Annotated in this window: 27 protein-coding genes, 3 tRNA genes and 1 pseudogene; 10 read left to right on the plus strand and 21 right to left on the minus strand. The window is 69.2% G+C overall.

The genetic code is table 11. The features are described from left to right. Positions 1–265: 265 nt before the first annotated feature. The 3 genes from ABTZ43_RS11755 to sigK are packed head-to-tail and all read right to left on the minus strand — an operon-like array spanning position 266 to position 2,378. Complete coding sequence (locus ABTZ43_RS11755; protein ID WP_056420287.1) at positions 266–895, minus strand: hypothetical protein; 630 nt, start codon at positions 893–895, stop codon at positions 266–268. A gap of 29 nt (positions 896–924) precedes the next feature. Continuing rightward, positions 925–1,782 (minus strand): anti-sigma factor, encoded by an 858-nt coding sequence (locus ABTZ43_RS11760; protein ID WP_350538932.1) that lies wholly within the window; start codon positions 1,780–1,782, stop codon positions 925–927. After that, the gene (sigK, locus tag ABTZ43_RS11765; protein ID WP_200946623.1) at positions 1,779–2,378 is read right to left on the minus strand and encodes an ECF RNA polymerase sigma factor SigK; all 600 of its coding nucleotides are present in this window, start codon (positions 2,376–2,378) and stop codon (positions 1,779–1,781) included. The genes ABTZ43_RS11760 and sigK overlap by 4 nt, the downstream gene beginning before the upstream one ends. 223 nt (positions 2,379–2,601) lie before the next feature. Between sigK and ABTZ43_RS11770 the strand changes: the two genes are divergently transcribed. From ABTZ43_RS11770 to ABTZ43_RS11780, 3 genes are all read left to right on the plus strand, one after another. Further along, positions 2,602–3,264, plus strand: a complete 663-nt coding sequence (locus ABTZ43_RS11770) for a fasciclin domain-containing protein (RefSeq protein ID WP_350538934.1) — start codon at positions 2,602–2,604, stop codon at positions 3,262–3,264. Positions 3,265–3,392: 128 nt separating this feature from the next. After that, positions 3,393–3,465 (plus strand) — tRNA-Lys (locus tag ABTZ43_RS11775). A 108-nt stretch (positions 3,466–3,573) separates the two neighbouring features. Then, complete coding sequence (locus tag ABTZ43_RS11780; RefSeq protein ID WP_056420274.1) at positions 3,574–4,122, plus strand: type 1 glutamine amidotransferase domain-containing protein; 549 nt, start codon at positions 3,574–3,576, stop codon at positions 4,120–4,122. 28 nt (positions 4,123–4,150) lie between these two features. Here the strand turns inward: ABTZ43_RS11780 and ABTZ43_RS11785 are convergent, their stop codons facing one another. Then, entirely contained in the window at positions 4,151–4,672 is a 522-nt protein-coding gene (locus ABTZ43_RS11785; RefSeq protein WP_350538936.1) for a CGNR zinc finger domain-containing protein, read from the minus strand. 25 nt (positions 4,673–4,697) lie between these two features. On the opposite strand from ABTZ43_RS11785, the gene ABTZ43_RS11790 reads away from it, so the two are divergent. Then, complete coding sequence (locus ABTZ43_RS11790; protein ID WP_149422575.1) at positions 4,698–4,898, plus strand: hypothetical protein; 201 nt, start codon at positions 4,698–4,700, stop codon at positions 4,896–4,898. Positions 4,899–4,906: 8 nt separating this feature from the next. On the opposite strand, the gene ABTZ43_RS11795 is transcribed toward ABTZ43_RS11790, so the two are convergent. The 12 genes from ABTZ43_RS11795 to ABTZ43_RS11850 form a co-directional block, all read right to left on the minus strand. Next, entirely contained in the window at positions 4,907–5,434 is a 528-nt protein-coding gene (locus tag ABTZ43_RS11795; RefSeq protein ID WP_350538938.1) for a DUF1697 domain-containing protein, read from the minus strand. Beyond that, positions 5,431–6,012 (minus strand): isochorismatase family protein, encoded by a 582-nt coding sequence (locus ABTZ43_RS11800; protein ID WP_350538940.1) that lies wholly within the window; start codon positions 6,010–6,012, stop codon positions 5,431–5,433. The genes ABTZ43_RS11795 and ABTZ43_RS11800 overlap by 4 nt, the downstream gene beginning before the upstream one ends. A gap of 80 nt (positions 6,013–6,092) precedes the next feature. Then, positions 6,093–6,168: transfer RNA gene (locus ABTZ43_RS11805), tRNA-Thr, on the minus strand. Between the two features lie 51 nt (positions 6,169–6,219). Continuing rightward, positions 6,220–7,776 (minus strand): alpha/beta hydrolase, encoded by a 1,557-nt coding sequence (locus ABTZ43_RS11810; protein ID WP_350538942.1) that lies wholly within the window; start codon positions 7,774–7,776, stop codon positions 6,220–6,222. Next, positions 7,773–8,930 (minus strand): DNA polymerase III subunit delta', encoded by a 1,158-nt coding sequence (locus tag ABTZ43_RS11815; protein ID WP_350538943.1) that lies wholly within the window; start codon positions 8,928–8,930, stop codon positions 7,773–7,775. The genes ABTZ43_RS11810 and ABTZ43_RS11815 overlap by 4 nt, the downstream gene beginning before the upstream one ends. Before the next feature lie 86 nt (positions 8,931–9,016). Then, positions 9,017–9,646 carry a dTMP kinase gene (gene tmk / locus ABTZ43_RS11820; RefSeq protein WP_350538945.1) on the minus strand — a complete coding sequence of 210 codons (630 nt, stop codon included), beginning with the start codon at positions 9,644–9,646 and terminating at the stop codon, positions 9,017–9,019. Positions 9,647–9,675: 29 nt separating this feature from the next. Then, entirely contained in the window at positions 9,676–12,534 is a 2,859-nt protein-coding gene (gene topA, locus ABTZ43_RS11825) for a type I DNA topoisomerase (protein ID WP_350538946.1), read from the minus strand. Between the two features lie 98 nt (positions 12,535–12,632). Then, entirely contained in the window at positions 12,633–12,962 is a 330-nt protein-coding gene (locus ABTZ43_RS11830; protein ID WP_056420248.1) for an Rv3654c family TadE-like protein, read from the minus strand. Between the two features lie 28 nt (positions 12,963–12,990). Then, entirely contained in the window at positions 12,991–13,374 is a 384-nt protein-coding gene (locus ABTZ43_RS11835; protein ID WP_350538948.1) for a TadE family type IV pilus minor pilin, read from the minus strand. Further along, the gene (locus ABTZ43_RS11840) at positions 13,371–13,568 is read right to left on the minus strand and encodes a DUF4244 domain-containing protein (protein WP_149422568.1); all 198 of its coding nucleotides are present in this window, start codon (positions 13,566–13,568) and stop codon (positions 13,371–13,373) included. The genes ABTZ43_RS11835 and ABTZ43_RS11840 overlap by 4 nt, the downstream gene beginning before the upstream one ends. Before the next feature lie 53 nt (positions 13,569–13,621). Then, positions 13,622–14,521 (minus strand): type II secretion system F family protein, encoded by a 900-nt coding sequence (locus ABTZ43_RS11845; protein ID WP_350538950.1) that lies wholly within the window; start codon positions 14,519–14,521, stop codon positions 13,622–13,624. Beyond that, entirely contained in the window at positions 14,515–15,528 is a 1,014-nt protein-coding gene (locus ABTZ43_RS11850; protein WP_350538952.1) for a TadA family conjugal transfer-associated ATPase, read from the minus strand. Before ABTZ43_RS11850 ends, ABTZ43_RS11845 begins: the two co-directional genes overlap by 7 nt. Positions 15,529–15,943: 415 nt before the next feature. On the opposite strand from ABTZ43_RS11850, the gene acs reads away from it, so the two are divergent. Continuing rightward, positions 15,944–17,911: an acetate--CoA ligase gene (gene acs, locus ABTZ43_RS11855; RefSeq protein ID WP_350538954.1), complete on the plus strand. Its 1,968-nt coding sequence runs from the start codon at positions 15,944–15,946 to the stop codon at positions 17,909–17,911. An 88-nt stretch (positions 17,912–17,999) separates the two neighbouring features. Here the strand turns inward: acs and ABTZ43_RS11860 are convergent, their stop codons facing one another. Both ABTZ43_RS11860 and sp36 read right to left on the minus strand, forming a co-directional pair. Further along, positions 18,000–18,458, minus strand: coding sequence for a RidA family protein (locus ABTZ43_RS11860; protein WP_350538956.1), 459 nt, complete (start codon positions 18,456–18,458; stop codon positions 18,000–18,002). Beyond that, positions 18,455–18,679, minus strand: a complete 225-nt coding sequence (gene sp36, locus ABTZ43_RS11865; RefSeq protein WP_056420234.1) for a Sp36 family protein — start codon at positions 18,677–18,679, stop codon at positions 18,455–18,457. The genes ABTZ43_RS11860 and sp36 overlap by 4 nt, the downstream gene beginning before the upstream one ends. A 78-nt stretch (positions 18,680–18,757) precedes the next feature. Here sp36 and ABTZ43_RS11870 point away from each other — a divergent pair, with 78 nt between their 5' ends. From ABTZ43_RS11870 to ABTZ43_RS11890, 5 genes are all read left to right on the plus strand, one after another. Next, on the plus strand, positions 18,758–21,346 hold the full coding sequence (locus tag ABTZ43_RS11870; protein ID WP_350538958.1) for a transglycosylase domain-containing protein: 2,589 nt from the start codon (positions 18,758–18,760) through the stop codon (positions 21,344–21,346). Next, positions 21,343–22,281 carry a metallophosphoesterase gene (locus tag ABTZ43_RS11875; RefSeq protein WP_350538960.1) on the plus strand — a complete coding sequence of 313 codons (939 nt, stop codon included), beginning with the start codon at positions 21,343–21,345 and terminating at the stop codon, positions 22,279–22,281. The genes ABTZ43_RS11870 and ABTZ43_RS11875 overlap by 4 nt, the downstream gene beginning before the upstream one ends. A 128-nt stretch (positions 22,282–22,409) precedes the next feature. Continuing rightward, positions 22,410–22,931 (plus strand): hypothetical protein, encoded by a 522-nt coding sequence (locus ABTZ43_RS11880; protein ID WP_350538962.1) that lies wholly within the window; start codon positions 22,410–22,412, stop codon positions 22,929–22,931. A 53-nt stretch (positions 22,932–22,984) separates the two neighbouring features. Then, positions 22,985–23,061: transfer RNA gene (locus ABTZ43_RS11885), tRNA-Pro, on the plus strand. A gap of 114 nt (positions 23,062–23,175) precedes the next feature. After that, a complete protein-coding gene (locus ABTZ43_RS11890) occupies positions 23,176–23,931 on the plus strand; it encodes an HAD-IIB family hydrolase (RefSeq protein ID WP_350538964.1) in 756 nt (251 codons plus the stop codon). 64 nt (positions 23,932–23,995) lie between these two features. Here the strand turns inward: ABTZ43_RS11890 and ABTZ43_RS11895 are convergent, their stop codons facing one another. The 3 genes and pseudogenes from ABTZ43_RS11895 to ABTZ43_RS11905 form a co-directional block, all read right to left on the minus strand. Further along, the gene (locus tag ABTZ43_RS11895; protein ID WP_350538965.1) at positions 23,996–25,255 is read right to left on the minus strand and encodes an alpha-hydroxy acid oxidase; all 1,260 of its coding nucleotides are present in this window, start codon (positions 25,253–25,255) and stop codon (positions 23,996–23,998) included. An 11-nt stretch (positions 25,256–25,266) separates the two neighbouring features. Then, the gene (locus ABTZ43_RS11900) at positions 25,267–25,989 is read right to left on the minus strand and encodes a FadR/GntR family transcriptional regulator (RefSeq protein ID WP_056420218.1); all 723 of its coding nucleotides are present in this window, start codon (positions 25,987–25,989) and stop codon (positions 25,267–25,269) included. 199 nt (positions 25,990–26,188) lie between these two features. After that, positions 26,189–26,316: pseudogene (locus ABTZ43_RS11905) on the minus strand (thymidine kinase); the annotation flags it as partial.

Genomic DNA, 26,316 nt, shown 5'->3' on the forward strand with positions numbered 1-26,316 from the left:
GCGCCGCCGCATCGACGAGGGTGAACGTGTCGGCGAAGTCCGCGCGGACGACGTCGGATGCTGCGGGGTCGATCATCAGAGCGAAGCGCCGGGTCATGGTCCGAGCCTAGAGCCCCGGGAATAGACCCGCAGCGATCTTGTTACACTGGAATGGCCGGGCCGCATAACCCCGGGCTCCAATTTTTGCCGCTGCGAGCGGCCTTCCGCCGAGAGGCGTTCTTGCGGCCCGGTCTTATCCTTCCCCCGGCGATTCGCCAGGGAGACCTCAGACCAGTGCGTCCGATCGCCAGAGCGTCGCGGCGGCCGTGAGATCCTGAGCGTAGCTGCTCAGCCGCAGCGCGCGCGTGGTCAGTTCGCTCGCTCGCGACGGCTCGGTGAGCTCGTAATCGTCCGCGGTGTGCGTGGCGCCGGAGGCGTGCACCCGGCAGAACGACGCCGCGCGATCGAGAGCGACGGCGAAGTCGCCCCGGAACGCTCCCCGCAGGATGGTGTCGATCAGGGCGACGATCTCGTCGGGGTTCGCGGGAACGGGGGCGCCCGCGACGATCGCGTCGACGGAGGCGAGTTCCACCCGCCCTCGCTCGTACAGCAGCGCTGCCGTGTGCGGATCGCTGTGGATCGCGAGCTGCAGCAGATACAGCCGCCACAGTGCGCCGGGCAGCGTCCGTGCGGGCGCCTTCGACCACAGCTCCGCGATCTCGTCGATGCCGTGCTCCGCGGTGAAGGCGACGAGCCTGTCGGCGCTCACTCCGCTCTCGTCCGCGCGCACACGGGTCAGGAGAGCGGATGCGGTCGCATGCGCGATCCGGGTCTCCTCCGCAGGGTCGTGCGCCCCGACGATGTTGTCGAACGCGCTCGAAGGTCGGCGCACGGGACGGGAGAACTGCTCAGGCATCAGTCCAGGGTACGCGCGATCGACGCGGGTCAGGCCGTGGGGATGACGACGACGGGGTCCGTGGTCGGTGAACCGGACGGCGAGCCGCCGGCCTGCTCCACGGTGACCGCGATCACGTCACCGGCGTGCATGTCGCCGGCGAGAACGGCCGTCGCCTCTCCGCCGTCGGCGTCGAACACGCCTGCGGAGACGGGTGTGTCGCCACGGACGTACCAGAGCTCGTAGGTCTCTCCATCCGCGAGGGACGGGATGCCGTCGGTGACCAGCACCGATGTGCCGAGCGATGCCGACCAGTGTGCGGTGGCCGTGCCGCCGCCCTCCAGCGGAACACTCGCCTGCTGCGCGTCACCGGCCGCCTGGATGTCCTGCAGAGCGATGACGCTCGCCGGGCGGTTCAGGTAGTCGTTGACGGCCACTGCGCCGATGCCCACTCCGACCAGGAGCGCGAGGCACGCGGCCAGCGTGAAGAGGATGCGGAGACGGTGCGGCGGAGCCTTCGGAGACGCCGCAGCACGCGGGTCGCCGGGCTCGAGGCCGTCGGACTCGAGCCCGTCCGCGACCGACGAGGAGTCCTCGGCATCGGCTGAGTCCTTCGTGTCGGCTGAGTTCGACTCGGGGAGGGCGTCCGGAACGGAGCCGGACACGATGACCCGGCCGTCCTGGGGCGTCTCGGCGATGCGTGCGAGCAGCGCGGCCCTGACTCCGGGGCCCGGTACCACCGGAGCCGCACCGGATGCGAGCATGCCGGCCGTGTCGACGTCGTCGTCCGCGATCGCCTGCCACTGCGGGTTCGCGACGAGAGCGGCGTGGTAGCGCTGCTGGTCGTCCGGCGACAGCGCGTCGAGTGCCGCTCCTGCCGCGAGTTCCGCGAATTCCTGTTCGTTCATGCTGTCACCCCCATGGCTGTCCGGAGACGCGAGAGTCCGTCCCGCATCCGTGTCTTGATCGTCCCCAGCGGTGCTCCGACGAGCACTGCAACTTCATTTTGACTGTATCCGCCGTAGTAGGCCAGAACGAGTGCTTCGCGCTGCGCCTCGGGAAGAGCTGCGAGCGCGTGGTGGACCTTCTCGCTCTCGATGCCCAGTTCGACCGTCTCCGACACACTGTCGTGTGCGACTCCGATATCCCTGAACCCGGCCCGCACATCCCGGTCCGCGCTGGACTGGGATGCCCGTACCCGGTCGACCGCACGACGGTGCGCGATCGTCATCACCCAGGTTCTTCCCTGCCCCTTGTTCGGAGCGAACTTCGAAGCGGATTGCCAGATCTCGAGGAAGACCTCCTGCAGCACCTCTTCGCTCTGCGAACGGTTCACCAGGACCCGCAGGATCAGGCCGAACGCGCGAGAGGACAGAGCGTCGTAGAGCTCGGCGAACGCGCGCTGATCGCCGCCACCGATACGTACGAGCAGGTCGGCGACAGCATCCCGCGGCGTACCTTCTTCGGGTACGTCCATTCCATCGATGACCATCTCTACCAGCATGCCGCATTCACCCCGCTTTCCCCTGCAACCGCCACTCGAAAGTGACGTAAACGAGTCCTCTTAAGGACATGTCGTCGAGAGCTGTTCGCCACAGAGCGGGAATCGGATTGAATCCGGAGCCCGGAAAAAAACTTCTGCGTTTCTCCCATCCGATCCCGACGGGGCTCCGAACGACTGTCAACGCCACGGAGAGGCCGTGGCAAATGTTCTGAAGGAGCTTGAGATGTTCAGCACCAAGAAGAAGGTCACCGCAGCGATCACCCTCGGCCTTGCGAGCGCATTCCTGCTCTCCGCATGTTCCATGGGCGGAACCACCAGCAGCGACGAGCCGTCGGAGTCGATGGCTCCGGAGTCCTCCGAGACCACCGCCCCCGAGACGATGGACCCGGCCGCGGACCTCGTCGGCCCCGGTTGCGCCGCATACGCAGAGGCAGTGCCGGACGGCGCCGGATCGGTCGAGGGCATGTCCCTGGACCCGGTCGCGACCGCTGCATCCAACAACCCGCTGCTCAAGACGCTGGTCGCCGCAGTCAGCGGACAGCTCAACCCCGACGTCAACCTCGTCGACACCCTGAACGGTGACGAGTTCACCGTCTTCGCCCCCGTGGACGACGCTTTCGCGAAGATCGACCCCGCCACCATCGAGGCACTCAAGACCGACAGCGCCACGCTGAGCTCGATCCTGACGTACCACGTGGTCCCCGGCCAGATCGCTCCGGCTGACATCGATGGCACCCACGCCACGGTCAACGGCGCCGACCTCGAGGTCACCGGCAGCGGCGACTCGATCATGGTCAACGACGCCAACGTCATCTGCGGTGGAGTCAAGACCGCCAACGCCACCGTGTACCTCATCGACACGGTGCTGATGCCCCCGGCCGCGTAAGGCAGAGAAACACCGAGGCACACTCGGTGAACCGTCTCGTCACTCAGGGGGAGGACGACGAGACGGAGAAGGAGCCGCTGGCGACACGTCGTCAGCGGCTCCTTCTTTGCGCAATAGACTGGTCATGCGGGCCTCTAGCTCAGTTGGCAGAGCATCGGACTTTTAATCCGCGGGTCGTGGGTTCGAGCCCCACGGGGCCCACCGTTATCACCGCACCGACGATCCGGCCACCCCCTTCACGGGGCCGGCGTCCTACGAGAGTGTCGAGGTGTCCCGTCCGGGACATCGACCTCCACGAAAGGACGCATCATGGCGACTCTCACCGACAGCCGAGTGGCATTCCTGGCCACGGACGGATTCGAGGACAGCGAGCTGACCAGTCCGTGGGAAGCGGTGCAGGGCGAGGGCGCGAGCGCCACGCTCATCGCACCCGAGGGACTGCAGATCACCGGGAAGAACGGACACGTGCAGCACGTCGACCTGACCTCCGACACCGCGAAGGCCGACGAGTTCGACGCGCTCGTGCTCCCGGGAGGCGTCGTGAACGCCGACCAGCTGCGCCTCGACAAGGCCTCCATCGACCTGGCCCGCTCGTTCTTCGAGCAGCACAAGCCGGTCGCCGTCATCTGCCACGGCGCATGGATCCTGATCGAAGCGGGAGTCGTCGACGGACGCACCCTCACGAGCTACCCGAGCCTGGCCACCGATCTGCGCAACGCCGGTGCCACCTGGGTCGACGAGGAGGTCGTGGTCGACGAGGGTCTCGTCTCGAGCCGGACGCCCGACGACCTGCCCGCCTTCAACGCGAAGCTGATCGAAGAGGTCGCCGAAGGGCGGCACGCCGAGCAGACGGCGTGATCTGATCTGATCCTCCGGCGGTCCGGTGTCAGGCGCCAGCGCGCGCCCTGTGACGCCGGACCGCCGCTCTGTTCGCGCAGCGCACCGAGCAGAACCGCTGCCTGCCGTTCCGGGTGACGTCGACGACGACGTTCGTGCAGGGCGAGGCCTCGCATCGCCCGAGGCGATCCATGCCGCGCGTGACGAGGTGCAGCGACGTGCCGACCGCGAAGATCGCCCGGAGCACGTACGGCAGCGACTGCACGTCGTCCCGGTAGTGCAGGTGCCAGCCCTCCCCGTCATGATTCGTGAGGCGGGGATAGGCCGCCGCCTTCGCCATCTGCGCGTTGAGCACCTCGGCTCGTGCCGCGGGATCGCGTTGGTCGACGATCTGCAGCCAGTCGTCGACGACCTCGCGGACACGCTCGTGATCATCGCGTGCGGGCGGGAACGTCATCGTCATGCCCCTCTCGAGCGTTCTTTCCTCGATGCCGGCACGATCGTCGGGAAAGTCGTCCGCGAGCGACGCGGCCAGCAGCACCGCGTACTCGCCGTAAGGGTTGAGATGCATAAGGACATTACATCACGCTGGACGCATGACCTCTCTGCACACCCTTCCGATCCCCCGCCCGACCGCTCCCCCGCATGAGCACGCCTGGGCCGTCGACTCCCGCCACACCACCAGCGAGGGCACGGTCGTCTACGTCCGCTGCGTCGGATGCGGCGTGCACCGCGTGGACCTGCAGACGGATCCGCACCGTCCGCCCCTCGCCCTGAGCAGGGAGACCTCGGACTGAGGACGCGCTCACGCGGTCAGCTCGACCAGCTTCCTGACGGTGCGGAGGTTGCGAGCCGTGCCGGCGACGCCGAGCGCCCGGTCGAGGACGGCCTTGGTGAGCTTGGTGCTGTGCACCCCGCCCTCGCTGTAGGCGATCCACAGGTCCTCGCCGATCAGGGAGATCCGCTCCCCCGGCACGAGACGCTGCTCCAACGTCTCGACCGCCTCCGGGGATGCCGGTCCCTCGAGGAACATCGCATGCAGCAGCTTCTCGGATGCATCGCTGAAGGGGTGAGCCTCGATCGCGCGGGCGAGCGCGTCGTGGGTGCGCAGGATCACCGGAGTGTCGACACCGAACTCCGCGGCGATCAGCGCACGGACCCTCGCGCGGGCGGCCGTCGGGTCGTCAGGCTGCTCGCACAGGATGTTGCCGCTCGCGATGTAGGTCGAGACCTCTCCGAGCTCGGGGGTGAGCACCTCGCGCAGCCGTGCCATCGGCACGAGGTTGCGGCCCGACACGTTCACCGCCCTCAGCAGCAGCGCGCTGCGGGTCATTCCGCGGCGCTCTCCGTCAGGACCGCCCCGGCGTGGGCGAGCTCGGCGAGGGCCGCGGCGCTCGGCTCCGCCGCGACGCCGGCGATCAGGTCGGTGAGGATCCGCACCTGCACACCGTGCGCGATCGCATCGAGGGCGGAGGCCCGGACGCAGTGATCGGTGGCGATCCCCACGACGTCCGCGACGACCACGCCGGCATCGGCCAGGATCCCGGCGACGGTGTCTCCCGCCTCGGTCGTCCCCTCGAACATCGAGTACGCCGGCTCGCCCTGCCCCTTGCGGACATGGTGGGTGACGGCATCCGTCACCAGCAACGGGTCGTACTCGGCCCCGTCCGAGCCTTCGACGCAGTGCGGAGGCCAGGTGTCGACGAAGTCGGGGCTCTCGGCGAAATGACCGCCGTTGTCGCCGTGCGCGTCGTGCCAGTCGCGCGAGGCGACGATCACGTCGTACTCCGCCGCGTGAGCCTTCAGGAAGGCGGAGACGGCGGATGCCACGGCATCCCCACCCGCGACGGCGAGCGCGCCGCCCTCGGTGAAGTCGTTCTGGATGTCGACGATCAGAAGCGCTCTGCCCATGCTCCGAGCGTACGCGCCATCCGACGACGGCTCACCGGAAACCAAAAGGCCCCGTGATCTTTTCAGATCACGGGGCCTGCTGGAGCCGCTTGTCAGAATCGAACTGACGACCTTCTCATTACGAGTGAGATGCTCTGCCGACTGAGCTAAAGCGGCGCGATCATCGATATTACCGGTTCCGGACCCGCACCGCGAATCGACGTCGAGTCACTCGCAGCGCAGCCCGTCCTCGGGCACCACATCGTCGAGGAGGAATGCCTCGACAGCGTCGTCCACGCAGGCGTTGCCCTTGTTGTATCCGGTGTGCCCCTCGCCCACACGGGTGATGAGCACGCCCTCCTGGAGCTGGTCGGCGAGCGACTCCGACCACTCGTACGGGGTGGCCGGGTCGTTGGTCGTACCGACCACGACGATCGGGCCCGCGCCCTCGGCGGTGATCTCGCCCCGGGTGCCGGTCGGCGGGTACGGCCACACGGCGCACGAATCGGGTCCGTTCCAGTACGGAGCGATCGTCGGCGCACCCTCGGCGATCTTCGCGGTCGTCGCCGCCTCGGCGCTCGGGTCGTCTTCGACCGGGTAATCCATGCAGTTGTAGGCGCGGAATGCCTCGCTGGAGTTGTCGAGGTAGCTGCCGTTCTCGCGGCCGTTGTAGAAGTCGGCCAGGAAGAATGCGGTCGTCGGGTCGCCCTGCAGCGCCTCGTCGAAGGCCTGGGTGAGGTACGACCAGCTGTCGGCCGAGTAAAGCGCGGCGATGATGCCGGTCATCAGCGAATCGGCGCCGAGCAGGCGCCCGTCGCCGTTCTTGAGCGGCGACGCGTCGACGCTCGCGAGCAGCGCGCCGAGGTCAGCCATCGCCTCGTCGACGGTGCCGGCGAACGGGCACTCCCCCGAATCCAGGCAGTCCTGCATGTACGCACGCAGCGCCGATTCGAATCCGAGCGCCTGCGTCGCGCCGACCTCGAGGCCGGAGACCGCGGGATCGATGGCCCCGTCGAGGACGAGGCGTCCCGCCTTGTCGGGGTAGAGGCTCGCGTAGGTCGCTCCGAGGAACGTGCCGTAGGAGTACCCGAGGTAGTTGAGCTGCGTGTCGCCCAGCACTGCGCGGATCAGGTCCATGTCGCGCGCCGCGTTGATGGTCGTGATGTATGGCAGGATCCCGCCGCTGTTCGCCTCGCACGCCTCGGCGAACTTCTTGTGCCCCGCGAGCAGTTCGGCCTCCCACTCCGCACTGCCGCGCTTCGCCGTGGGGATCGTGTAGAGGTAGTCGTCCATCTCGGACGCGTCGAAGCAGGTGACCGCCGTGGACTGACCGACGCCGCGCGGGTCGAAGCCGATCACGTCGTAGTTCTCGATCAGGTCGGCGCCGACGGCGAAGTCGAGGCTGTCGCGGATGAGTTCCACACCGCTGGCGCCGGGGCCACCGGGGTTGGTGAGCAGCGAACCCTGCGCGGTGCCGGTCGCCTGGTGGCGCACCACCGACAGCGTGATCTCGCCGTCGCCCGGGTTCTCCCAGTCCAGAGGCGCGGTCACGTCGGTGCAGTCGAAGCCCGTGCCGCATTCGCTCCACGAGAGCGTCTGCCCGTAGAAGGAAATCAGATCTGCGGCGACGCCCTCGGTGTCGGGGGCCTTGGTGGTCGAGGGCTTCGGCTCGGCCTGCTCGGGGATCATCGAGTACAGGCACCCCGAGAGGGCGACGGATGCGGCGGCGAGGCCGGCGATCACCGCGACGGTGCGGCGCAGGCGGGAAGTCGGTCTGGTGTTCACGGTGTCCTCCCGCTCGTGACAGTCACGAGCAAGCTCTCGAGGGCGAGAAGCGGTGCGACGTTGCGCTCCAGCGACTGGCGGGTATCGGCTAGGTGTTCGAGTACGACAAGAGTACGGGTCTCGGGCCAGGCGGCGGCGAGCGCCTCGAGTTCTTCACGGAGCTCGCGGTTGATCAGGTCGTCGCCCCGCCCGAACTGCAGCATCACGACGTCGCGGAAGAGCGACTGCAGATCTGTGAGCACACGGTCGATCCCGTCGCGCAGGCTGCGCGTGGCGCGCTTCTTCTGGTCGTCTTCGAGCGCGGAGATCTGCGTGCGCAGCGCCGGCGGCACCGCCTGCCCCTCCGCGATGCCGACGGTGCGGAGGAGGCTCGCGCGCTCACTCGCGTCGCGCTCGGCCGTGAGGGTCTTCGCGTCGTCGTTCGCCGCCTGGATGATGCGACCGGCCACCTCGACGGCGTCGTTGACCCCGCGAACGCCCAGAACCGATCTCAGCGTGTCGTCGCGTCGGCGTCGCGCGGCCTCATCGGTGGCGAGCCGCTGCGCCATCCCGATGTGTCGCTGCGCGTGACGGGCGGCCTGTTCGGCGACGGCCTCGTCGGCGCCCGTCCGGAGCGTGATCAGACGCGCGACGTCGGCGACATCGGGCTCTCGCAGTCGCAGCGAACGGACCCGCGAGCGGATCGTGGGGAGCAGATCGGCCTCGCTGGGTGCGCACAGGATCCACACCGTGTCTTCGGGAGGCTCCTCGAGCGCCTTCAGCAGCACGTTGGACGTGCGTTCGACCATGCGGTCGGCGTCTTCGACGATGATCACGCGGTAGCGGCCGGCAGACGGGGCGAAATACGAACGCTCGACGAGGGCGCGGGCTTCGGCGATCGTGATGATCACCTTGTCGGTGCGCAGTGCGGTGACGTCGGGGTGCGTGCCGGCGAGGACCTGGCGCATCGCCGCCTCGTCGTCGGGACGGTCGGCGATCAGCGCCGCGGCGAACGCATGCGCGAGAGTCGATCGCCCGGACCCGGGCGGACCGGTGATGAGCCAGGCGTGCGAGAGCGCCGTCGGATCGGCGGCCGCGTGGCGCAGCGTCTCGACAGCGGCGTTCTGCCCCCAGACGTCCGCCCACGGAAACGGGGCGGCGATGGTCTGAGGCATGCACTCAGCCTAATCGGGAGCACCGACGTGCGCGGCACCGCTGTCGAGGTCGCACCGCCGAGGACGTCGCTCCGCGGTCGGGCTGCTCAGCCGAGGAGAGTCGCCACGCGGTCGCGGATGTGCGCTGCGACCGCCTCGGGCGATGCGGAGGCGTCGAGAACGAGGAAGCGCTCGGGCTCGGCCTCGGCCAGGGCGAGATAGGAATCGCGCACGCGGGCGTGGAACTCGGTCTTCTCGGCCTCGAGCCGATCGAACGGCTTGTCGGCGGAGTCGAGACGTACCCGCGCCGATTCGGGGTCGAGGTCGAGCAGCACGGTGAGATCGGGCAGGGCGCCTTCGGCTGCCCACAGCGAGAGGTTGCGGATCTCATCGCCGTCGAGCACACGGCCCGCACCCTGGTAGGCGACCGACGAATCGAGATAGCGATCCTGCAGCACGACCTCACCGCGGGCGAGAGCCGGCCTCACGACCGTGGCGACATGGTGTGCGCGGTCGGCGGCGTAGAGCAGAGCCTCGGCGCGCGGTGCGATGTCGCCGCGGTGGTGCAGCACGATGTCGCGGATCAGCTGGCCGACTTCGGAGCCGCCGGGCTCACGGGTGCGCACCACAGTGCGTCCCCCATCCGTCAGCCAGTCCGCGAGGAGGTTCGACTGAGTCGTCTTGCCCGACCCGTCGCCGCCCTCGAGAGTGATCCAGACGCCGGACCCCGACGTCACGAACCGGCCTTCACTTCGACTCGCTCCGCTCACTCAGTACGACGCTTCGCCGCGTTCGCGGCACGCGTCGCCGCCGCCTTCTTGGCTGCGGCGGAGCGCGCAGCGGCCTTCTCTGCATCCGTCGCCGACGCCTTGGCCGGAGCCTTCTTGGCGGCAGGCTTCTTCGCGGCGGGCTTCTTGGCCGCGGGCTTCTTGGTCGCGGGCTTCTTGGCGGGAGCCTTCTTCGCAGCGCCGCGCTTCGGGGCCGGCCCCTTGGCGCGCTTGTCGGCGAGCATCTGCACGGCGATCTCGAAGGTGATGTCCTCGGGCTTCTGCCCGCGCGGGATCGTCACGTTCGTCTCGCCATCGGTCACGTACGCACCGAAGCGACCGTCGCGGATGCGGATCGGCTTGTTGCTCACCGGGTCCGCCTCGAACTCCGCGAGCGCGCTGGAGGCTCGACGGGATCCTGCGCCGTACTTCGGCTGCGCGTAGATCTCCAGCGCCTTCTCGAGCGTGACGTCGAAGATCTGCGATTCACTGTCCAGCGAACGAGAGTCGGTCCCCTTCTTCAGGTAGGGACCGTAGCGTCCGTTCTGTGCGGTGATCTCGTCGCCGGTCTCGGGGTCGGCACCGACCACTCGCGGCAGGCTCAGAAGCTGGAGCGCGGTGTCGAGGTCGATGGTGTCGACCGACATCGAACGGAACAGCGAGCCGGTGCGCGGCTTCGGCTCGGCTTCCTTCTTCGCCCCGCGCTTCGGCTTGGGCTTCTCCTCGACGACCTCGCCGGTGGCCTCGTCGACCGCGGCGTCCTCGGACACCGGGTCGTTCTCCTGCACGTAGGGCCCGAAACGGCCGTCCTTGACGACGACGATCTTGCCGTTCTCCGGATTGACGCCCAGCACACGGTCACCGGCGACGGGCGCGTCGATGAGCTCCTGCGCCTTCGCGGCGGTCAGCTCGTCGGGCGCGAGGTCTTCGGGGACGTTCACGATGCGCGGCTTCTCGTCGGGCGCCTCGGGGTCGGCGACCTCGAGGTACGGCCCGTACTTGCCGAAGCGCAGAGTCGCGTTCTCGGTGATCGGCGTGGAATTCAGCGCCCGCGCGTCGATCTCACCCAGGTTGTCGACGACCTGGCGGAGGCCGACGTGCGAATCGGATCCGAAGTAGAAGGAGCGCAGCCACTCGACGCGCTTCTGCTCGCCGCGGGCGATCGCGTCGAGATCGTCTTCGAGCGATGCCGTGAAGTCGTAGTCGATCAGGTGCGCGAAGTGCTCCTCGAGCAGTCGGACGACGCTGAAGGCGAGCCAGGTCGGGACGAGCGCCTGGCCTCGCTTGGTCGCGTAGCCACGGTCGATCACGGTCCCGATGATGCTCGCGAACGTGGACGGTCGGCCGATGCCGTGCTCCTCGAGAGCCTTGACCAGCGAGGCCTCGGTGAATCGCGGCTTGGGAGTGGTGCGGTGCCCCTTGGCCTCGGCATCCGACATCGTGAGCTCGTCGCCGACCGCGACCACGGGGAGCGACTGGTCGTCGGAACGATCCTGGGAGTTGCGCTTCTCGTCGTGCCCCTCTTCGTACGCGTCGAGGAAGCCCTTGAAGGTGTAGACGGTTCCGGATGCCGTGAACTCGGCCTTCTGCCCGGCCGCATCCACGAGGATCGTGACCGTCGTCGTCTCGTACTTCGCATCGGCCATCTGGCTCGCGACGGTCCGCTTCCAGATGAGGTCGTAGAGGCGGTGCTCCTCGCGGTCGAGCTCGGAGGCGACGGACTTGGGGGTGCGGAAGTTCTCGCCCGAGGGACGGATCGCCTCGTGCGCCTCCTGCGCGTTCTTGCTCTTCGACTTGTACACGCGCGGCTTGAGCGGCACGGCGGTGTCGCCGTACAGCGCGACGGCCTGGCTGCGGGCGGCCTGCACCGCCTGCGTGCTCAGCGCCACGGAGTCGGTTCGCATATAGGTGATGTAGCCCTTTTCGTAGAGCCGCTGGGCGACGCTCATCGCCTGCTTCGCGCTCATCGAGAGCTTGCGCCCTGCCTCCTGCTGCATCGTCGAGGTGGTGAACGGCGCGTACGGGCTGCGGGTTCCGGGCTTCGCCTCGACCTTGGTGACCGTGCCGGATCCCGCCGAGTCGACGGCCAGCGCGAGGGCTGCCGCCTTCTTCTCGTCGAGGATGACGACGGCCTTCTTCAGCGCACCCGTGTCGTCGAAGTCGGTGCCGCGGGCGAGCTGGCCGCCGTCGACGCGGACGAGACGCACCGTGAACCCGGCGCTCGAGGTCGCGACGGCCTCGACGTCCCAGTACTCGGCAGACACGAACGCCATGCGCTCGCGCTCGCGCTCGACGATCATCCTCGTGGCCGCGGACTGCACGCGTCCGGCCGACAGGCCGGTCTTGACCTTGTACCAGAGCACGGGCGAGACGTCCCACCCGTAGAGACGGTCGAGGATGCGGCGGGTCTCCTGGGCGTCGACGAGGTCGGTGTCGAGTTCGCGGGTGTTGCCGATGGCCGCCTGGATGGCGTCCTTCGTGATCTCGTGGAAGACCATGCGCTTGACGGGGACCTTGGGCTTGAGCGTCTCGAGCAGGTGCCAGGCGATGGCCTCGCCCTCGCGGTCCTCATCAGTGGCGAGCAGGAGCTCGTCGGCGCTCTTGAGCGCGCGCTTGAGTTCGGCGACGGTCTTGGTCTTGCGATCGGAGACGACGTAGTAGGGATCGAAGTCGTTGTCGACGTCGATCGAGTACTTCCCGTACGCCTGCTTGTCCGAGGCGGGGATGTCCTTCTTGTCTGCGAGGTCGCGGATGTGCCCGACCGAGCTGAGGACCTCATAGCCGTCGCCGAGGTACCCCTGAATCGACCGCATCTTCGTCGGGGACTCGACGATGACGAGCTTCTTGCCTTCAGCCAAGGGAGCATCCTTTCTTCGAAGCACACCATACACACCACCGTGATGGGTTGGTCCCAGTGGTCGCCTGCGTTCGCGCGGGAAAGTGCTTCGTGCGGCCGTCAGGTTCCGTCGGGTGGCCCGGCTCGGGCTCGGGAGACGGCAGCGAGTCCAGCGTACGCCGCCTTCACCTGCACAGTCGCCACGTACCCGACCACCGAGCAGTCCGTGAGGGTCGCTCCGGCCGCCGTCGCGACCCTGCTCGCAAGATCGCAGGGAGCCTCCGAGGCGGGGATCGCTCCGCTCACCGCGTCCGCGGCGGCGAGCGCGGCGGCATCGGCCGCTCCCGCTGCGCGCTGCGCCGTCACCGTCGCGCCCCCGACCGCGGCCAGCCCCAGCGAGAGGGCCGCGGCCACCGCCAGCACACCCGCGGCGAGGGCCGAGCCCGCCATCAGGCGACTCTTCTCGAGGCGGATCGACTCATCGTCCACCGTCCAGAGCGCAGCTGTGCGCGCGCAGACCCCAGCGGAGGAAGCCGCCGATGCCGACCTCGATCCGTGTCGTCACGCACACGAGGTCGCCGGTGGCCGTGGTCGACATCGCGGCTCCGGGCAGCGCCGACGCCACCGCGTGCGCCGCCGCCCCCTCGTCCTCCCCGCGTCCGAGCAGACGTGCCGCATCCGCCGCGGCGTCCTGGAGGGCGACCTGGTGCGCCGCCGCTCCCAGCGCCCCGACTCCGAGCACGAGCACGAGGACGACGGCGGGGAGCGCGAGAGCGAGCTCGGCCGCGACGGAACCGCGCTCGCCCTCGCCCTCGCTCCCGCACCGATGCCGGCGTCGACGCGCACGGATGGCCGCTCTCACGAGACCGTGAGAGCCCGGCGGATGAGATCGGTGAGGATGCCGCGCACCTCGTCGGACCTCATGATGACCACGAGCAGTCCCGCGAAGGCGACGGCGGCCATGGTCGTGATCGCGTACTCGGCGGTGGCCGCGCCCGTGTCGTCGCCGAAGAGCGTCGCAGCACGCGAGCGGGTCAGCGGAGGGAGGGTGTTCATTTGTTCCTTCTTTCTCTGGGTGGGATGCGCGAGGCATCCGTGGTGCGCGGCCGTCACAGCGGCAGCGGGGTCGAGGAGAGCACGCTCAGCAGCAGGGGAGCGACCCCGAGCAGCAGGAACGCCGGCAGGGTGCAGACGCCGAGTGGGATCAGGAGCTTCGTCGAGAGCGCGGCCGCACGCAGGCGACCCTCGATCCGCGAGGCATGGCGTTCCTGGGCGGCGGCCGCACGCAGCAGCTCCCCCGCGGGCACGCCGGCCGTCTGCGAGAGCTCGAGCACCGAGCCGATCCGCGCCTCCCCGCCGTCGCGTCGCGACACGGGGCTCTCGGCGACGAGGCGCAGTGCCCGCGGGATCGACGCGCCTCCGGCGAGCGCGACCGCGACGAGTTCCGCCTGCATTCCCGGAGTGCCGGGCTCGGGGCGTGCCCGCCGCAGCAGGCGACGTGTCCACGAGCGCGCCGCGAGCACGAGCAGGAGTCCGGCGATCACGCAGACGGCGCCGGCCGGCGTCCCGAAGATCACCCCCACCGTGTCGAACCCGAGCGCGAATCCGAGGAGCAGCCCGGCGAACGGCAGCCACAGCAGGAGCCGTGCCGTGCCCGCGGGCTCCGCGAGAGCGATGCGCACGTCGTCGGCCGCTGAGGCGGCGTCTCTGAGCGTCTCGGCGATCATGCGCAGCACCTCGGCGAGCGGTGCGCCGACGGTCGTGGCGATCTCCCAGGCGGCGGCGAGGTCACGCCAGGGGCCGCCCTCCGCTTCGATCGCGGAGACGAGAGCCACACCGTCGTCGATCCGAGCCGTCACGGCCGCGGCATGCGGATCGCCGATCGACGCGAGGTGGCGCCACGCCGCAGCGGGCATGGCGCCCGCCTGCAGCAGCACGGCGAGAGTCTGCACGCACGTCGCCGCGTCGGCGCCTCTCTCGGGCGTCGGTCGGCGGTGCGAGATCACCACGGGTGCACCTCCTCGATACCCAGGCGCTCCCCCACCAGGATGAAGGTGCCGGCCTGGGCGATGCGGCGCTGTCCCGCCGGTGAGCGGTCGAGGTGGAGCACGACGGTGAACGCACTCACCACCTGACGCGCCAGGGCGGAGGTGTCCATCGCCGCGAGGGCGCCGAGCGCCTCGAGCCGGGCGGGTACGTCGTGCAGGCCGCTGGCATGCAGCGTGCCCGCTCCGCCGTCATGCCCCGTGTTGAGAGCCGTCAGCAGCTCCCGCACCTCTTCGCCTCGGCACTCGCCGACGACAAGCCGATCGGGCCGCATCCGCAGCGACTCCCGCACGAGACGGGCCAGGCTGATGCCGCCCGCGCCCTCGAGGTTCGGCTGTCGTGCCTCCAGGGCCACATGATGCGGATGCGTCAGCCGCAGTTCCGCCACGTCCTCGATCGTCACGATGCGCTCGTCGGCCGGCGCGGCGGCCAGCAGGGCTGCCAGCAGCGTCGTCTTTCCGGTGCCGGTGCCCCCGGTGATGAGGATGTTCGCCCGCGCCCCGACCAGGCGCCGCAACCAGGCGAGCTGACCCTCGACGAACGTCCCGAGCGCGGACAGCGCCTCGAGGTCGGCGGCACGCACCCGGGGCACGCGGATCGACAGCGCCGTCCCCGACGTCGCGACCGGAGCCAGCACCGCATGCACACGGATGCCGGATTCCAGTCGCACGTCGACGCACGGCGCCTGGTCGTCGAGGTGACGTCCTCCGCTGGCCACGAGGGCGACGGCGAGATCCCGCACCTCGCGTTCGGACATGCTCCACCCCTCCACCGCCTCGGTGCCGCGGCCGCGGTCGACGAACAGCCCGGACGAACCGTTCACGAAGATGTCGGTGACCTCGTCGTCGACGCAGAACGGAGCGAGCGCCCCGAACACGGGGTCGACCTCGGCAGAGGGGCGGAAGCGCGCGGAGGCCGTGTCGTCGGAGGCTGCCGCGACACGAGGCCGGAGAACGAAAGGAGCGGACATGCCCCGAAACTAGGCCGCGCCCACGACTCCCGCGCGTCGATGAGCCGCGACGGCGCACGGCCTGTGGGCAACCGATCGGTGCGAGTATCCGTGCAGAAATGCATGCGGCCGACGGAGCGTCCCCACTCGATCGCGATGGAAGCGCTCCCAGGAACGAGATGGGCGACACCTCACGGGGGGAATGAGGTGTCGCCCAGGGCGTGCCTCGAAGGGGGGAGTCGGGCACGCCAAGGCCAGAATGAGAATTCGGCTGCGGTCGAGTGTACGCAAGGCCACCGTCCTGACAAAACCAGGTCGGGTACCTACTTTCGGCAGTATTGGGTGTCCGCGGCCGAGACTAGATTCGCCGTGACCTGATCGCCCTCGCTGCGATCTCGCCCGCATGACCTGCCGTGCCGCAAAGGAGCGCCTGCCGATGAGCAGTCAGATCGATCACCTACTCGACGAGACCCGTCGATTCCCGCCGTCCGACGAGTTCGTCGCGCAGTCCGTCTCGTCCCCGGCCCTCTACGAGAGCGCCGCGAACGACCGCGAGGCGTTCTGGGGCGAGCAGTCGCGGGACCTCCTCGATTGGCACACGCCGTTCACGCAGGTGCTCGACTGGTCGACTCCCCCGTTCGCGAAGTGGTTCGACGACGGCGAGCTGAACGTCGCCTACAACTGCCTCGATCGTCATGTCGAGGCCGGCAACGGCGACCGCGTCGCCCTGCACTGGGAGGGCGAGCCCGGCGACTCGCGCTCGATCACCTACGCGGAGCTGACCGAGGAGGTCAAGCGGGTCGCGAATGTGCTCGAGGGCCTCGGGGTCGGTCACGGCGACCGCGTCGCGATCTACCTGCCGATGATCCCCGAGGCCGTCGCCTCGATGCTCGCGGTCGCCAGGGTCGGCGCCATCCACTCGGTCGTCTTCGGCGGCTTCAGCGCCGACAGCCTCCGCTCGCGCATCGACGACGCCGGGGCGAAGCTCGTGATCACCGCAGATGGCGGATACCGCAAGGGGCGCGGGTCCGCGCTGAAGCCCGCCGTCGATCAGGCGCTGGCCGACCGCGGCGAGGGCGAGCAGCAGACGGTCGAGCACGTCCTCGTCGTGCGCCGAGGAGAGAACGAGGTCGAATGGCACGAGGGTCGCGACCTCTGGTGGCACGACGTGGTGCCGGCCGCATCCGCCGAGCACACCGCGCTGGCCTTCCCCGCCGAGAACCCGCTGTTCATCCTCTACACGTCCGGCACGACCGGGAAGCCGAAGGGCATCCTGCACACCTCGGGCGGCTACCTCACTCAGGCCGCCTACTCGCACAAGTACGTCTTCGACCTGCATCCCGAGACGGACGTGTACTGGTGCACCGCCGACATCGGCTGGATCACCGGGCACAGCTACGTCACCTACGGACCGCTCGCCAACGGCGCCACCCAGGTGATCTACGAGGGCACACCCGACGCGCCGCACCCCGGCCGGTGGTGGGAGATCATCGAGAAGTACCGGGTCTCCATCTTCTACACGGCGCCGACGGCCATCCGCTCGTTCATGAAGATCGGCCGCAGCGTGCCGGCCGGGTTCGACCTGTCGTCGCTGCGCCTGCTCGGCTCGGTGGGCGAGCCGATCAACCCCGAGGCGTGGATCTGGTACCGCGATGTGATCGGTGCGGGCACGACGCCCATCGTCGACACGTGGTGGCAGACCGAGACCGGAGCGATCATGGTCTCGGCCCTCCCCGGCGTCACGTCCACGAAGCCGGGCTCCGCCCAGGTCCCGCTGCCGGGCATCTCGATCGACGTGGTCGACGAATCGGGTGTCGAGGTGGGCACCGGCAACGGCGGCCTGCTCGTGGTGACCGAGCCGTGGCCCAGCATGCTGCGAGGCATCTGGGGGGATCCCGAGCGCTACCGCGAGACGTACTGGGAGAAGTTCGAGAAGCAGGGCTTCTACTTCGCCGGCGACGGCGCCCGGCTGGACGCCGACGGCGACCTGTGGCTCCTCGGTCGCGTGGACGACGTGATGAATGTCTCGGGCCATCGTCTCTCGACCGCCGAGATCGAGTCGTCGCTCGTGGCGCACGAGGCCACCGCCGAAGCCGCGGTGGTGGGTGCCTCCGACGAGACGACGGGACAGGCCGTCGTGGCGTTCGTGATCATCAAGGAGAGCTACCTCTCGGCACACGATCCCGCCGGCCTCGCCCAGCAGCTGCGGGTGTGGGTGGGCGAGCAGATCGGCGCGATCGCCCGACCGCGCGACGTCTACATCGTCGGCGAACTGCCCAAGACCCGCTCCGGCAAGATCATGCGACGACTGCTGCGCGATGTGGCCGAGGGGCGCGAGGTCGGCGACACGACGACCCTCGCCGACACCGCGGTGATGAGCATCATCTCGGCGCAGGTCAAGTAGGCCGCGACGGGTCACGGCACCGCACGGAAAACGCCAGACGCAGAACGCCTCCTCCCGAGACCGGGAGGGGCGTTCCGCATAACGCGGCTCAGGCGAGGATGAAGGTGACCTCGACCTCGACGGGGCTGTCCAGCGGCAGCACGGGAACGCCCACCGCTGCGCGGGCGTGGCGACCGGCGTCGCCGAAGATCTCGCCGAGCACCAGGCTCGCCCCGTTGATCACCCCGGGCTGACCGGAGAAGTCGGGGGTGGAGGCCACGAAGCCGCCGACACGGAGCACGCCGGCGATCCGGTCGACACCGCCCGCCGCATCCGCCGCAGCGGCGAGGGCGTTGAGCGCGCAGGTGCGCGCGTACGCGTTGGCATCCTCGGCGGTGACCTCGGCGCCGACCTTGCCCGTCGCCGGGAGAGCTCCACCCGAGAACGGCAGCTGGCCGGACGTGTAGACGAGTCCCGCGTGGACGACCGCGGGCACGTAGGCCGCGACAGGCGCAGCGACGACCGGCAGCTCGATGCCGAGTTCGGCGAGACGGGCGGAGACGCTCACGCCGCGCCCCCCTCGAACTGGCGCGATGCCTCGGCGGCGGCCGCGAGGCCGGCGTTGCCGGAGCCCTCCGCGGTGACCGGGCGCTTGAAGTAGGCGACGAGCCCGCCTTCGGGTCCCTGGATCACCTGGACGAGCTCCCAGCCCTGCTTGCCCCAGTTGTTGAGGATCGCCGCCGTGTTGTGGATCAGCAGCGGGGTGGTCAGATACTCCCAGGTGGTCATGGCACTCCTGTCTGGACGCATCCGCGCGCGCGGATGCGTCAAAGGCGGTATTCAGGGAACTCCCCTACGATCAAGCGTATGCCTCAAAAGAATCGCACGGTGAAGGGTGCGCTCGGAGGAGTCCTCGGACTCGTCGGACTCAGCGCCGTCGCCGGCCTCCTCGTCGCGGCCAGCGTCACCCCTGTTCTCGCCATGACCGGCATCGCCGGATCGCAGGCCCTCAACATCTTCGAGGACCTGCCCGAGAACCTCCAGGTCGATGCACCGATGCAGCAGTCGACGATCTACGCCACGGGCCTCGACGGCAACCCCGTCGCCCTCGCGTCGTTCTACGAGCAGAAGCGCGTGCCCGTCGCATACGACCAGATCGCGCCCGTGATGTACGACGCGATCCTCTCCAGCGAGGACAAGAACTTCTATACCCACGGCGGCATCAACCTCGGCGCGACCGTGAAGGCCGCTGTCGGGAACGTCGCCGGAACCACCGATCGAGGCGCGTCGACGATCACGCAGCAGTACGTGAAGAACGTCCAGGTGCAGGAGTGCGAGCAGAACGTCGACACCGCGGCGGAGGACTACTCCGCGCAGGTCGAGCAGTGCTTCCTCGACGCCGCGGTCGCCAAGGGCGGCGAGGGTGTCGAGCGCAAGCTGCAGGAGATGCGCTTCGCCCTGCAGATCGAGAAGGAGTACTCGAAGAACGCGATCCTTCTCGGCTACCTCAACATCGCGAACTTCGGCGGCACCATCTACGGCATCGAGGCCGCCGCGAACCGCTACTTCTCGACGAGCGCGGCCAACCTCACGCTCGTGCAGGCTGCCACCATCGCCGGTATGGTGCAGGAGCCGAACCGGTTCCGCATCGATCGCCCCGAGGGCATCTGGACGGATGACGCAGGCGTCGCCCACAACGGCGAAGCCGACGGGTACCAGGAGACCAAGGAGCGCCGGGACTACGTCCTGAACCGCCTGCTCGCGGACAAGAAGATCACTCAGGCCGCTCACGACGAGGCCGTGGCCACTCCCGTGACTCCGGCGCTGAGCGAGCCGCAGCAGGGATGCGGGGCGGCCGGCGACAACGCCTACTTCTGCCAGTACGTCAAGGAGGTCATCGAGAACGATCCGGCCTTCGGCGACACCGAGGCGGAGCGCAAGGCGAACCTGCGCCGCGGCGGCATGCAGATCTACACGTCGCTCGACCTCCGCGTGCAGCAGACCGCGATCGACGCCGTGAAGGCCCAGGTCCCCCAGGCCATGCCCGGCATCCTGGTCGGCGGCACCGGCGTCTCGATCGAGGCGACCACCGGTCGCGTCCTCGCCATGGCGCAGAACACGGTGTTCAACGAGACGTCCGAGGCGAATCTCGCGGCCGGCGAGACCTCGCAGGTGTTCGCCGCCGACAAGCAGCACGGCGGCTCGACCTACGGCTTCGAGACCGGGTCGACGTACAAGCTCTTCACGCTGCTCGCGTGGCTCGAGTCCGGCCATTCCGTGAATCAGGTGCTCGACGGGCGTCTCAAGACGTTCAGCCCCTTCACCAGGTGCGGCGATCGAGTGACGAACACCGCCAAGATCAACAACTTCGGCAACTCCGGCGGAAACGTCGGAAGCGTGCGCCAGTTCACCGCACAGTCGCTGAACACCGGCTTCCTGGCCATGGCACAGCAGCTCGACCTCTGCAAGATCAACGAGGTCGCGAAGCGACTCGGCGTGCACTACGGCAACGGCGACGACATCACCGTGGGCGGCACCAACGTCAACCTCGCGCCGAACGACCCGTTCCCCACGGTGCTCGGTTCGAAGAGCGTGGCACCGCTGCAGATCGCCGGCGCCTATGCGACGGTCGCGAACAACGGCATCTTCTGCGAGCCGCGGGTGATCGATCGCGTCATCGGCCCGGACGGCGCGGAGATCACGCCTCCGCAGGAGAAGTGCTCGCAGCAGCTCACCCCCGAGGTCGCGGCCACCGCGGCGTACGCGCTGCGTGGAGTGATGGAGGGCAACGGCACCGGCATCAGGGCGAACCCCGGCGACGGAACCCAGCTGATCGGCAAGACCGGTACGGCCGAGAAGGAGCACACCATGCTCGTCGAGTCGAGCACGAAGGTGACGACCGCCGTCTGGGTGGGAAACATCGACGGTCGCGAGCCGCTGAACAGCTTCCGCAACGGCGAGGGCACACGGCTCGGCGACATCCGCTACGGCCTCGCCAGAGCGATCCAGGGTGCGGCCGACGCCGTCTACCCCGCCGACCCCTTCCCGCGCCCCGACGACAAGCTGGTCCGCCAGGTGCTGACCGACGTGCCCAACGTCGTCGGCAAGTCCGTGGGCGAGGCGACGTCGATCATCGAGGCCGCCGGATTCTCGGTCGCCGTCGGTGAGCCCGTCGACGGTCCCGCCGGTGATGTCGTCGTCGCCCAGGACCCGTCCGGTCAGGCGCCGAGCGGTGCGACGATCACGATCTCTCCGAGCAACGGACAGGGCGTCACTGTGCCCGACATCACCGGGCAGTCGAAGTCCGCCGCGCAGAGCGCGCTCTTCGGCGCAGGGTTCTCGTCGATCTCGTTCGACAGTTCCTGCAATCCCCCGAACTCCGTGGTCTCGAGCACCGATCCCGCGGCGAACACCTCGGCCAACAGGTCCACGGCGATCTCGGTCACCTGCCGGTGACCCCTCGTCGCACGGCACACCCGGCCCTCATCGCGCTCGGCGCGGTGGGGGCCGCTGGTGCTGCGGCCGCCGTATGGGGCATCGGGATCGAGCGCTACCTGTTCACGGTGCGGGAGGCGACGGCATCCGCTCTGGCGCCCGGCTCGGCCCCGCTGCGCGTGCTGCACATCTCGGATGCGCACATGGCGCCGTGGCAGCATCGCAAACAGGACTGGCTGGCGTCGCTCGCGCAGCTGGAGCCCGATCTCGTCATCAACACCGGCGACAACCTCGGTCACCGGGACGGCCTCGAGGGCATCCGCCGCGCGTTCGATCCCTTCGCCGGCATCCCCGGCGTGTTCGTGCACGGGTCGAACGACGTCAACGGCCCGTCGCCGCGCAACCCGATCCGCTACTTCGCGGGCCCCTCCCAGCGCCATCACGAACCGACGTTCCTCGACACGGACGCCATGGACGCATACTTCACGGATGACCTGGGCTGGACGGATCTCAACAACACGGCCGCGCGGCTCACCGTCGCCGGTGACAGGATCGACTTCTTCGGAGTGAGCGACGCGCACCGCCAGTGGGACCGGCTCGAGGATCTCCCTGCCGCGATCGCCGACCTGGGACCGCGAGACGACGGCACGTCGGTGCTCGGCGTGACCCATGCGCCCTATCAGCGCGTGATGAACCGCTTCATCGAGCTGGGCGCCGACGCGATCTTCGGCGGCCACACGCACGGCGGACAGGTGTGCCTGCCCGGCATCGGGGCCCTCGTGGCGAACTGCGACATCCCGCTGAAGCAGGCCAAGGGGCTGAGCACCTGGACGCAGGGCGGGCGCACGGTGCCCCTCAACGTCAGCGCCGGCTGCGGCCATTCGATCTACGCGCCCGTGCGCTTCGCCTGCCGCCCCGAGGCGACGCTGCTGACCCTCACCGCTCGTCGCGACTGAGACCGCTCATGCGAGGTGACGCGCATGAGGCCAATTGCGGAAGCAGCTGCGGTCGGGCGCGCGTTCGCCTCGGCATTGCTCGACCGAATGTGAACGATGCGTTCACCCCTGCGAGAAGGTGAAGTCTCATGACCACGAGTGCGACCGCCGGCCGGAGCGTGCGGGCTGTTCTCGGAGCGGCGTACGTCGGCATCCCGGTCATCATCAGTCTCGCGCTCATCACGCCGGTGTTGGCGTGGACGACGTCGCCCGTGGGGGTGCACCCCGATGCGCCACTCCCCCTCGCCGCGGTGTTCGCGCTGAGCCTTCTCCTGCCTGTCGTGGGCGCAGTGCCCGTGTTCTCGCGCCTCGTGCCGCGCGGGGCCGTGTTCGCTCTCGCCGTCTCGATGTCTGTGCTCTCGATCTCGTGGATTGCGTTCGTCGGATGGTCGTTCACCCTCGGGACGAGCGGCGGGAGAATCGAGCTGCTGACCTCTGTGGGCGGCTTCGCCGCCGCGCTGATCTGCGCAACGGTCAGCGTGTGGCCCGCCACTCTGTCCGCGCTGGCGATGACGACCCCGAACCGATCCACACGGACGATCGTGCTGTGCGCAAATGCACTGCTCGGCGTGACGGCGCTTCTGCTCTCGATCGCGAGAGCCACGGTCTGATCCCTCGATTCGGCGCAGCGGGCATTTCGCTGTAGACTCGGAGGGTTGCAAAACGGGGTGTGGCGCAGCTTGGTAGCGCGCTTCGTTCGGGACGAAGAGGTCGCAGGTTCAAATCCTGTCACCCCGACCATCAACACCGGAAGGCCGCCCTCAGGGGCGGCCTTCCGTGTATCCGGAGCGCGGAACCCGCCGCGTCCCGCCCCGGCGACAGAACCCCCGTCTCGCCCTTTAGTCTGGAAGCATCATGACTTCGCCTGCTCTCGTGGCCTTCGATCTCGACGACACCCTCGCCCCGTCCAAGGGACCGATCGATCCGCGCATCGCCGCCCTGCTTCGTGCCCTGCTCGAGAAGGTCGAGGTCGCCGTCATCTCGGGCGGCAACGAGGCGCAGTTCCGCTCTCAGATCATCGCCCGGCTCGGCGCTCTGGACCCGGTGGCAGCGGATCGGCTGCACCTGCTGCCGACCTGCGGCACCCGGTATCTGCGCTTCGACGGTACGGACTTCTCCCCCGTCTACGCGCACGATCTGAGCGCGGAGCAGAAGTCCGCCGCCCTCGCCGCGCTGCGCGAGGAGGCCGAGCGGCTCGGGCTCTGGGAAGCCGAGCCGTGGGGCGAGATCCTCGAGGACCGGGGCTCGCAGATCACGTTCTCCGCACTCGGCCAGAAGGCCCCGCACGAGGCGAAGCGCGACTGGGATCCGTCGGGAGCGAAACGTGCCGCGCTGCGCGATGCCGTCGCCGGGCGTCTGCCGGAGCTCGAAGTGCGCTCGGGAGGCTCGACGTCGATCGACGTCACCCTGGCCGGTATCGACAAGGCCTTCGGAATGCGGCAGCTCGCTGCGCACACCAGCATCCCGCTCGCCTCGATGCTGTTCTACGGGGACCGCCTCGATGAGGGCGGCAACGACTACCCGGTGCTCGCGATCGGCGTGCCCTCGGTCGCCGTGCACGGCTGGGAAGACACGGCCGACAGGCTCGACGAGCTGCTCACGACCCTCTGAGACGCGGATGCCGTGCTCCGACGTGTCGTCGTGAGCACGGCATCCGGTGCGCGGCCTTCGGGCGTCAGCGCACCTCGACGGCGGCCGCGGCGCGGCTGACCGGCACGAGGCGCGTGAGCTGGGTGACGTGCGCGGGCTCGAGCTCGGCGAGGGAGGCGACGCCGAGCAGGCGCATGGTGCGCTCGATCTCGGTACGCAGGATCTGGATCGTCCGGTCGACGCCGGCGCGACCCCCTGCCATCAGCCCGTAGAGGTACGCCCGGCCGATGAGGGTGAAGTCCGCGCCGAGCGCGACGGCGGCGACGATGTCGGCGCCGTTCATGATGCCGGTGTCGACCATGACCGTGAACTCGTCGCCGACGGCCCTGCGGACCTCGGGCAGCAGATGGAACGGGATGGGCGCACGGTCGAGCTGGCGCCCTCCATGGTTGGAGAGCACGATCCCGTCGACGCCCTCGTCGCGCAGCCGTACCGAGTCCTCGACGTTCTGCACGCCCTTGATGACGATCTTGCCGGGCCAGATGTCCCGGATCACGGCGAGGTCGTCGTAACTGATCGTCGGATCCATCGCGGCATCGAGCAGCTCGCCGACGGTGCCGCCGGTGGTGCTCAGCGACGCGAACTGGAGCTTGGGCGTCGTGAGGAAGTCGTACCACCACCACGGCCGCGGGATCGCGTTCACGATCGTCCCGAGAGTCAGCTGCGGCGGGATGCTGAAGCCGTTGCGCTTGTCGCGCAGCCGCGCACCGGCGACGGGGGTGTCGACCGTGAACTGCAGCGTGTCGAACCCCGCGGCCGCCGCCCGACGGGCGAGCTCGTACGAGATCTCCCTGTCGCGCATGACGTACAGCTGGAACCAGTTGCGTCCGTGGGGGTTGGCCTCTTTGACCCCCTCGATCGACGTCGTGCCCAGCGTCGACAGCGTGAACGGGATGCCGGCCGCAGCGGCCGCACCGGCCCCGGCGATCTCGCCCTCGGTCTGCATGAGGCGCGTGAAACCGGTGGGGGCGATGCCGAACGGCAGCGCCGACGGGCCGCCGAGGATCTCGACGCTCGTGTCGACGGTCGGCGCCGGGCGGAGGATGCCCGGGTGGAACTCGACATCCTGGAAGGCCTGACGCGCGCGCGTGAGCGAGAGCTCGCCCTCGGCCGCACCGTCGGTGTAGTCGAACGCGGCCTTCGGGGTGCGCCGCTTCGCGATGGTCCGCAGGTCGTCGATCGTCAGAGCGGAGTCCAGTCGGCGCTTCTTGCCGTTGAACTCGGGCTTCTTGAACTTCATCAGCTCGAGGAGCTCCGCGGGATTGGGAACCTGGCGCTGGACCATGTCGTCTTCTCTCAGTCGGTGGTGCGGGTGGTGCGGGTGAGGCCCGCTGCGGTGTAGTAGCCGGTGATATGCGCGCGCACCGTCGACTGTGCGGCGGCCGCGTCGCCCTCGGTGATGGCCGCGATGATCGCGCGATGCTCGGCACGGAGCACGGTCGCCATCGCCTCCCAGTCGACGATGGCTGCCGCCCCCTGCTGGACGTACGACTCGATCGCGGTGCGCAGCCCCGCCATCATCGCGGCGACGACGGTGTTGCCGCTCGACTCCGCGAGGGCGAGATGCAGCTGCGCATCGAGCGCCAGGAACTCGGCGGGGGTCAGGTCTTCGGCATCCATCGCGTCGAGCATGCGATGCGCGGTGTCGAGGTCGGGAGCGTCCTGCGCGGCGAGTGCGGCGGCGACGGCGCCCTCGAGCACCAGACGGGTCTGCACGACGTCGGCGAGAGGGAACCCTTGAGCGGCGACCTGGAGGCGCAGCAGCGTGGACATGCCACCCGTCGGGGTCGCGATGACGATGGCTCCCGCCTGCGGGCCGGAGCCGGTCGAGGTGCGGATGAGGCCCATGACCTCGAGCACGCGCAGGGCTTCGCGCACGCTGGAGCGGCCGACACCGAGGTCGGCGGAGAGATCGCGCTCGGACGCGAGCCGGTCGCCGGGCCCGAGACGGCCGTCGAGCAGGTCGCGCTCCACGTGTTCGAGCACGAGGCGCCAGGCGCGGGCGGGCTGCTCCGGCATCCGCTCTCCTCATCGTTCGCGTCCGTGGCGCCGTTCGTCGGCGCGCTCAGTGTGGTCTGACCACACTAGCGCGTGTGGTCAGACCACGCAATCACGGTTCACGACTCAGCACGGTCGTCGCACTCGCGGCCGAAACCGGCCGATGGGCACGGCTCAGCCACCGTTCATGCGGAATCGTGAACGAGGGACGCGGGCGGGCTCAGCCCAGACGCCCGCCGGACTCCTGGAGGTAGCAGGCCCCGCAGAGCGACTCGTAGGTGGTCACTTCGGGAGCGGTGGATCCGTCTGCCCCCTCGTCGATCGCGACCTGGTCGCCGTCGAAGACGA

Origin of the sequence: Microbacterium sp. NPDC097977 (assembly GCF_040302605.1) — a bacterium.
Taxonomy (GTDB): domain Bacteria; phylum Actinomycetota; class Actinomycetes; order Actinomycetales; family Microbacteriaceae; genus Microbacterium.

Excerpts from the sequence above, each read along its gene's own strand:
- ABTZ43_RS11755 (WP_056420287.1), bottom strand. The coding sequence starts at position 895 with ATGCCTGAGCAGTTCTCCCGTCCCGTGCGCCGACCTTCGAGCGCGTTC.
- ABTZ43_RS11760 (WP_350538932.1), bottom strand. The coding sequence starts at position 1,782 with ATGAACGAACAGGAATTCGCGGAACTCGCGGCAGGAGCGGCACTCGAC.
- sigK (WP_200946623.1), bottom strand. The coding sequence starts at position 2,378 with ATGCTGGTAGAGATGGTCATCGATGGAATGGACGTACCCGAAGAAGGT.
- ABTZ43_RS11770 (WP_350538934.1), top strand. The coding sequence starts at position 2,602 with ATGTTCAGCACCAAGAAGAAGGTCACCGCAGCGATCACCCTCGGCCTT.
- ABTZ43_RS11780 (WP_056420274.1), top strand. The coding sequence starts at position 3,574 with ATGGCGACTCTCACCGACAGCCGAGTGGCATTCCTGGCCACGGACGGA.
- ABTZ43_RS11785 (WP_350538936.1), bottom strand. The coding sequence starts at position 4,672 with ATGCATCTCAACCCTTACGGCGAGTACGCGGTGCTGCTGGCCGCGTCG.
- ABTZ43_RS11790 (WP_149422575.1), top strand. The coding sequence starts at position 4,698 with ATGACCTCTCTGCACACCCTTCCGATCCCCCGCCCGACCGCTCCCCCG.
- ABTZ43_RS11795 (WP_350538938.1), bottom strand. The coding sequence starts at position 5,434 with ATGACCCGCAGCGCGCTGCTGCTGAGGGCGGTGAACGTGTCGGGCCGC.
- ABTZ43_RS11800 (WP_350538940.1), bottom strand. The coding sequence starts at position 6,012 with ATGGGCAGAGCGCTTCTGATCGTCGACATCCAGAACGACTTCACCGAG.
- ABTZ43_RS11815 (WP_350538943.1), bottom strand. The coding sequence starts at position 8,930 with ATGCCTCAGACCATCGCCGCCCCGTTTCCGTGGGCGGACGTCTGGGGG.
- ABTZ43_RS11830 (WP_056420248.1), bottom strand. The coding sequence starts at position 12,962 with ATGGCGGGCTCGGCCCTCGCCGCGGGTGTGCTGGCGGTGGCCGCGGCC.
- ABTZ43_RS11840 (WP_149422568.1), bottom strand. The coding sequence starts at position 13,568 with ATGAACACCCTCCCTCCGCTGACCCGCTCGCGTGCTGCGACGCTCTTC.
- ABTZ43_RS11850 (WP_350538952.1), bottom strand. The coding sequence starts at position 15,528 with ATGTCCGCTCCTTTCGTTCTCCGGCCTCGTGTCGCGGCAGCCTCCGAC.
- acs (WP_350538954.1), top strand. The coding sequence starts at position 15,944 with ATGAGCAGTCAGATCGATCACCTACTCGACGAGACCCGTCGATTCCCG.
- sp36 (WP_056420234.1), bottom strand. The coding sequence starts at position 18,679 with ATGACCACCTGGGAGTATCTGACCACCCCGCTGCTGATCCACAACACG.
- ABTZ43_RS11870 (WP_350538958.1), top strand. The coding sequence starts at position 18,758 with ATGCCTCAAAAGAATCGCACGGTGAAGGGTGCGCTCGGAGGAGTCCTC.
- ABTZ43_RS11880 (WP_350538962.1), top strand. The coding sequence starts at position 22,410 with ATGACCACGAGTGCGACCGCCGGCCGGAGCGTGCGGGCTGTTCTCGGA.
- ABTZ43_RS11890 (WP_350538964.1), top strand. The coding sequence starts at position 23,176 with ATGACTTCGCCTGCTCTCGTGGCCTTCGATCTCGACGACACCCTCGCC.
- ABTZ43_RS11895 (WP_350538965.1), bottom strand. The coding sequence starts at position 25,255 with ATGGTCCAGCGCCAGGTTCCCAATCCCGCGGAGCTCCTCGAGCTGATG.
- ABTZ43_RS11900 (WP_056420218.1), bottom strand. The coding sequence starts at position 25,989 with ATGCCGGAGCAGCCCGCCCGCGCCTGGCGCCTCGTGCTCGAACACGTG.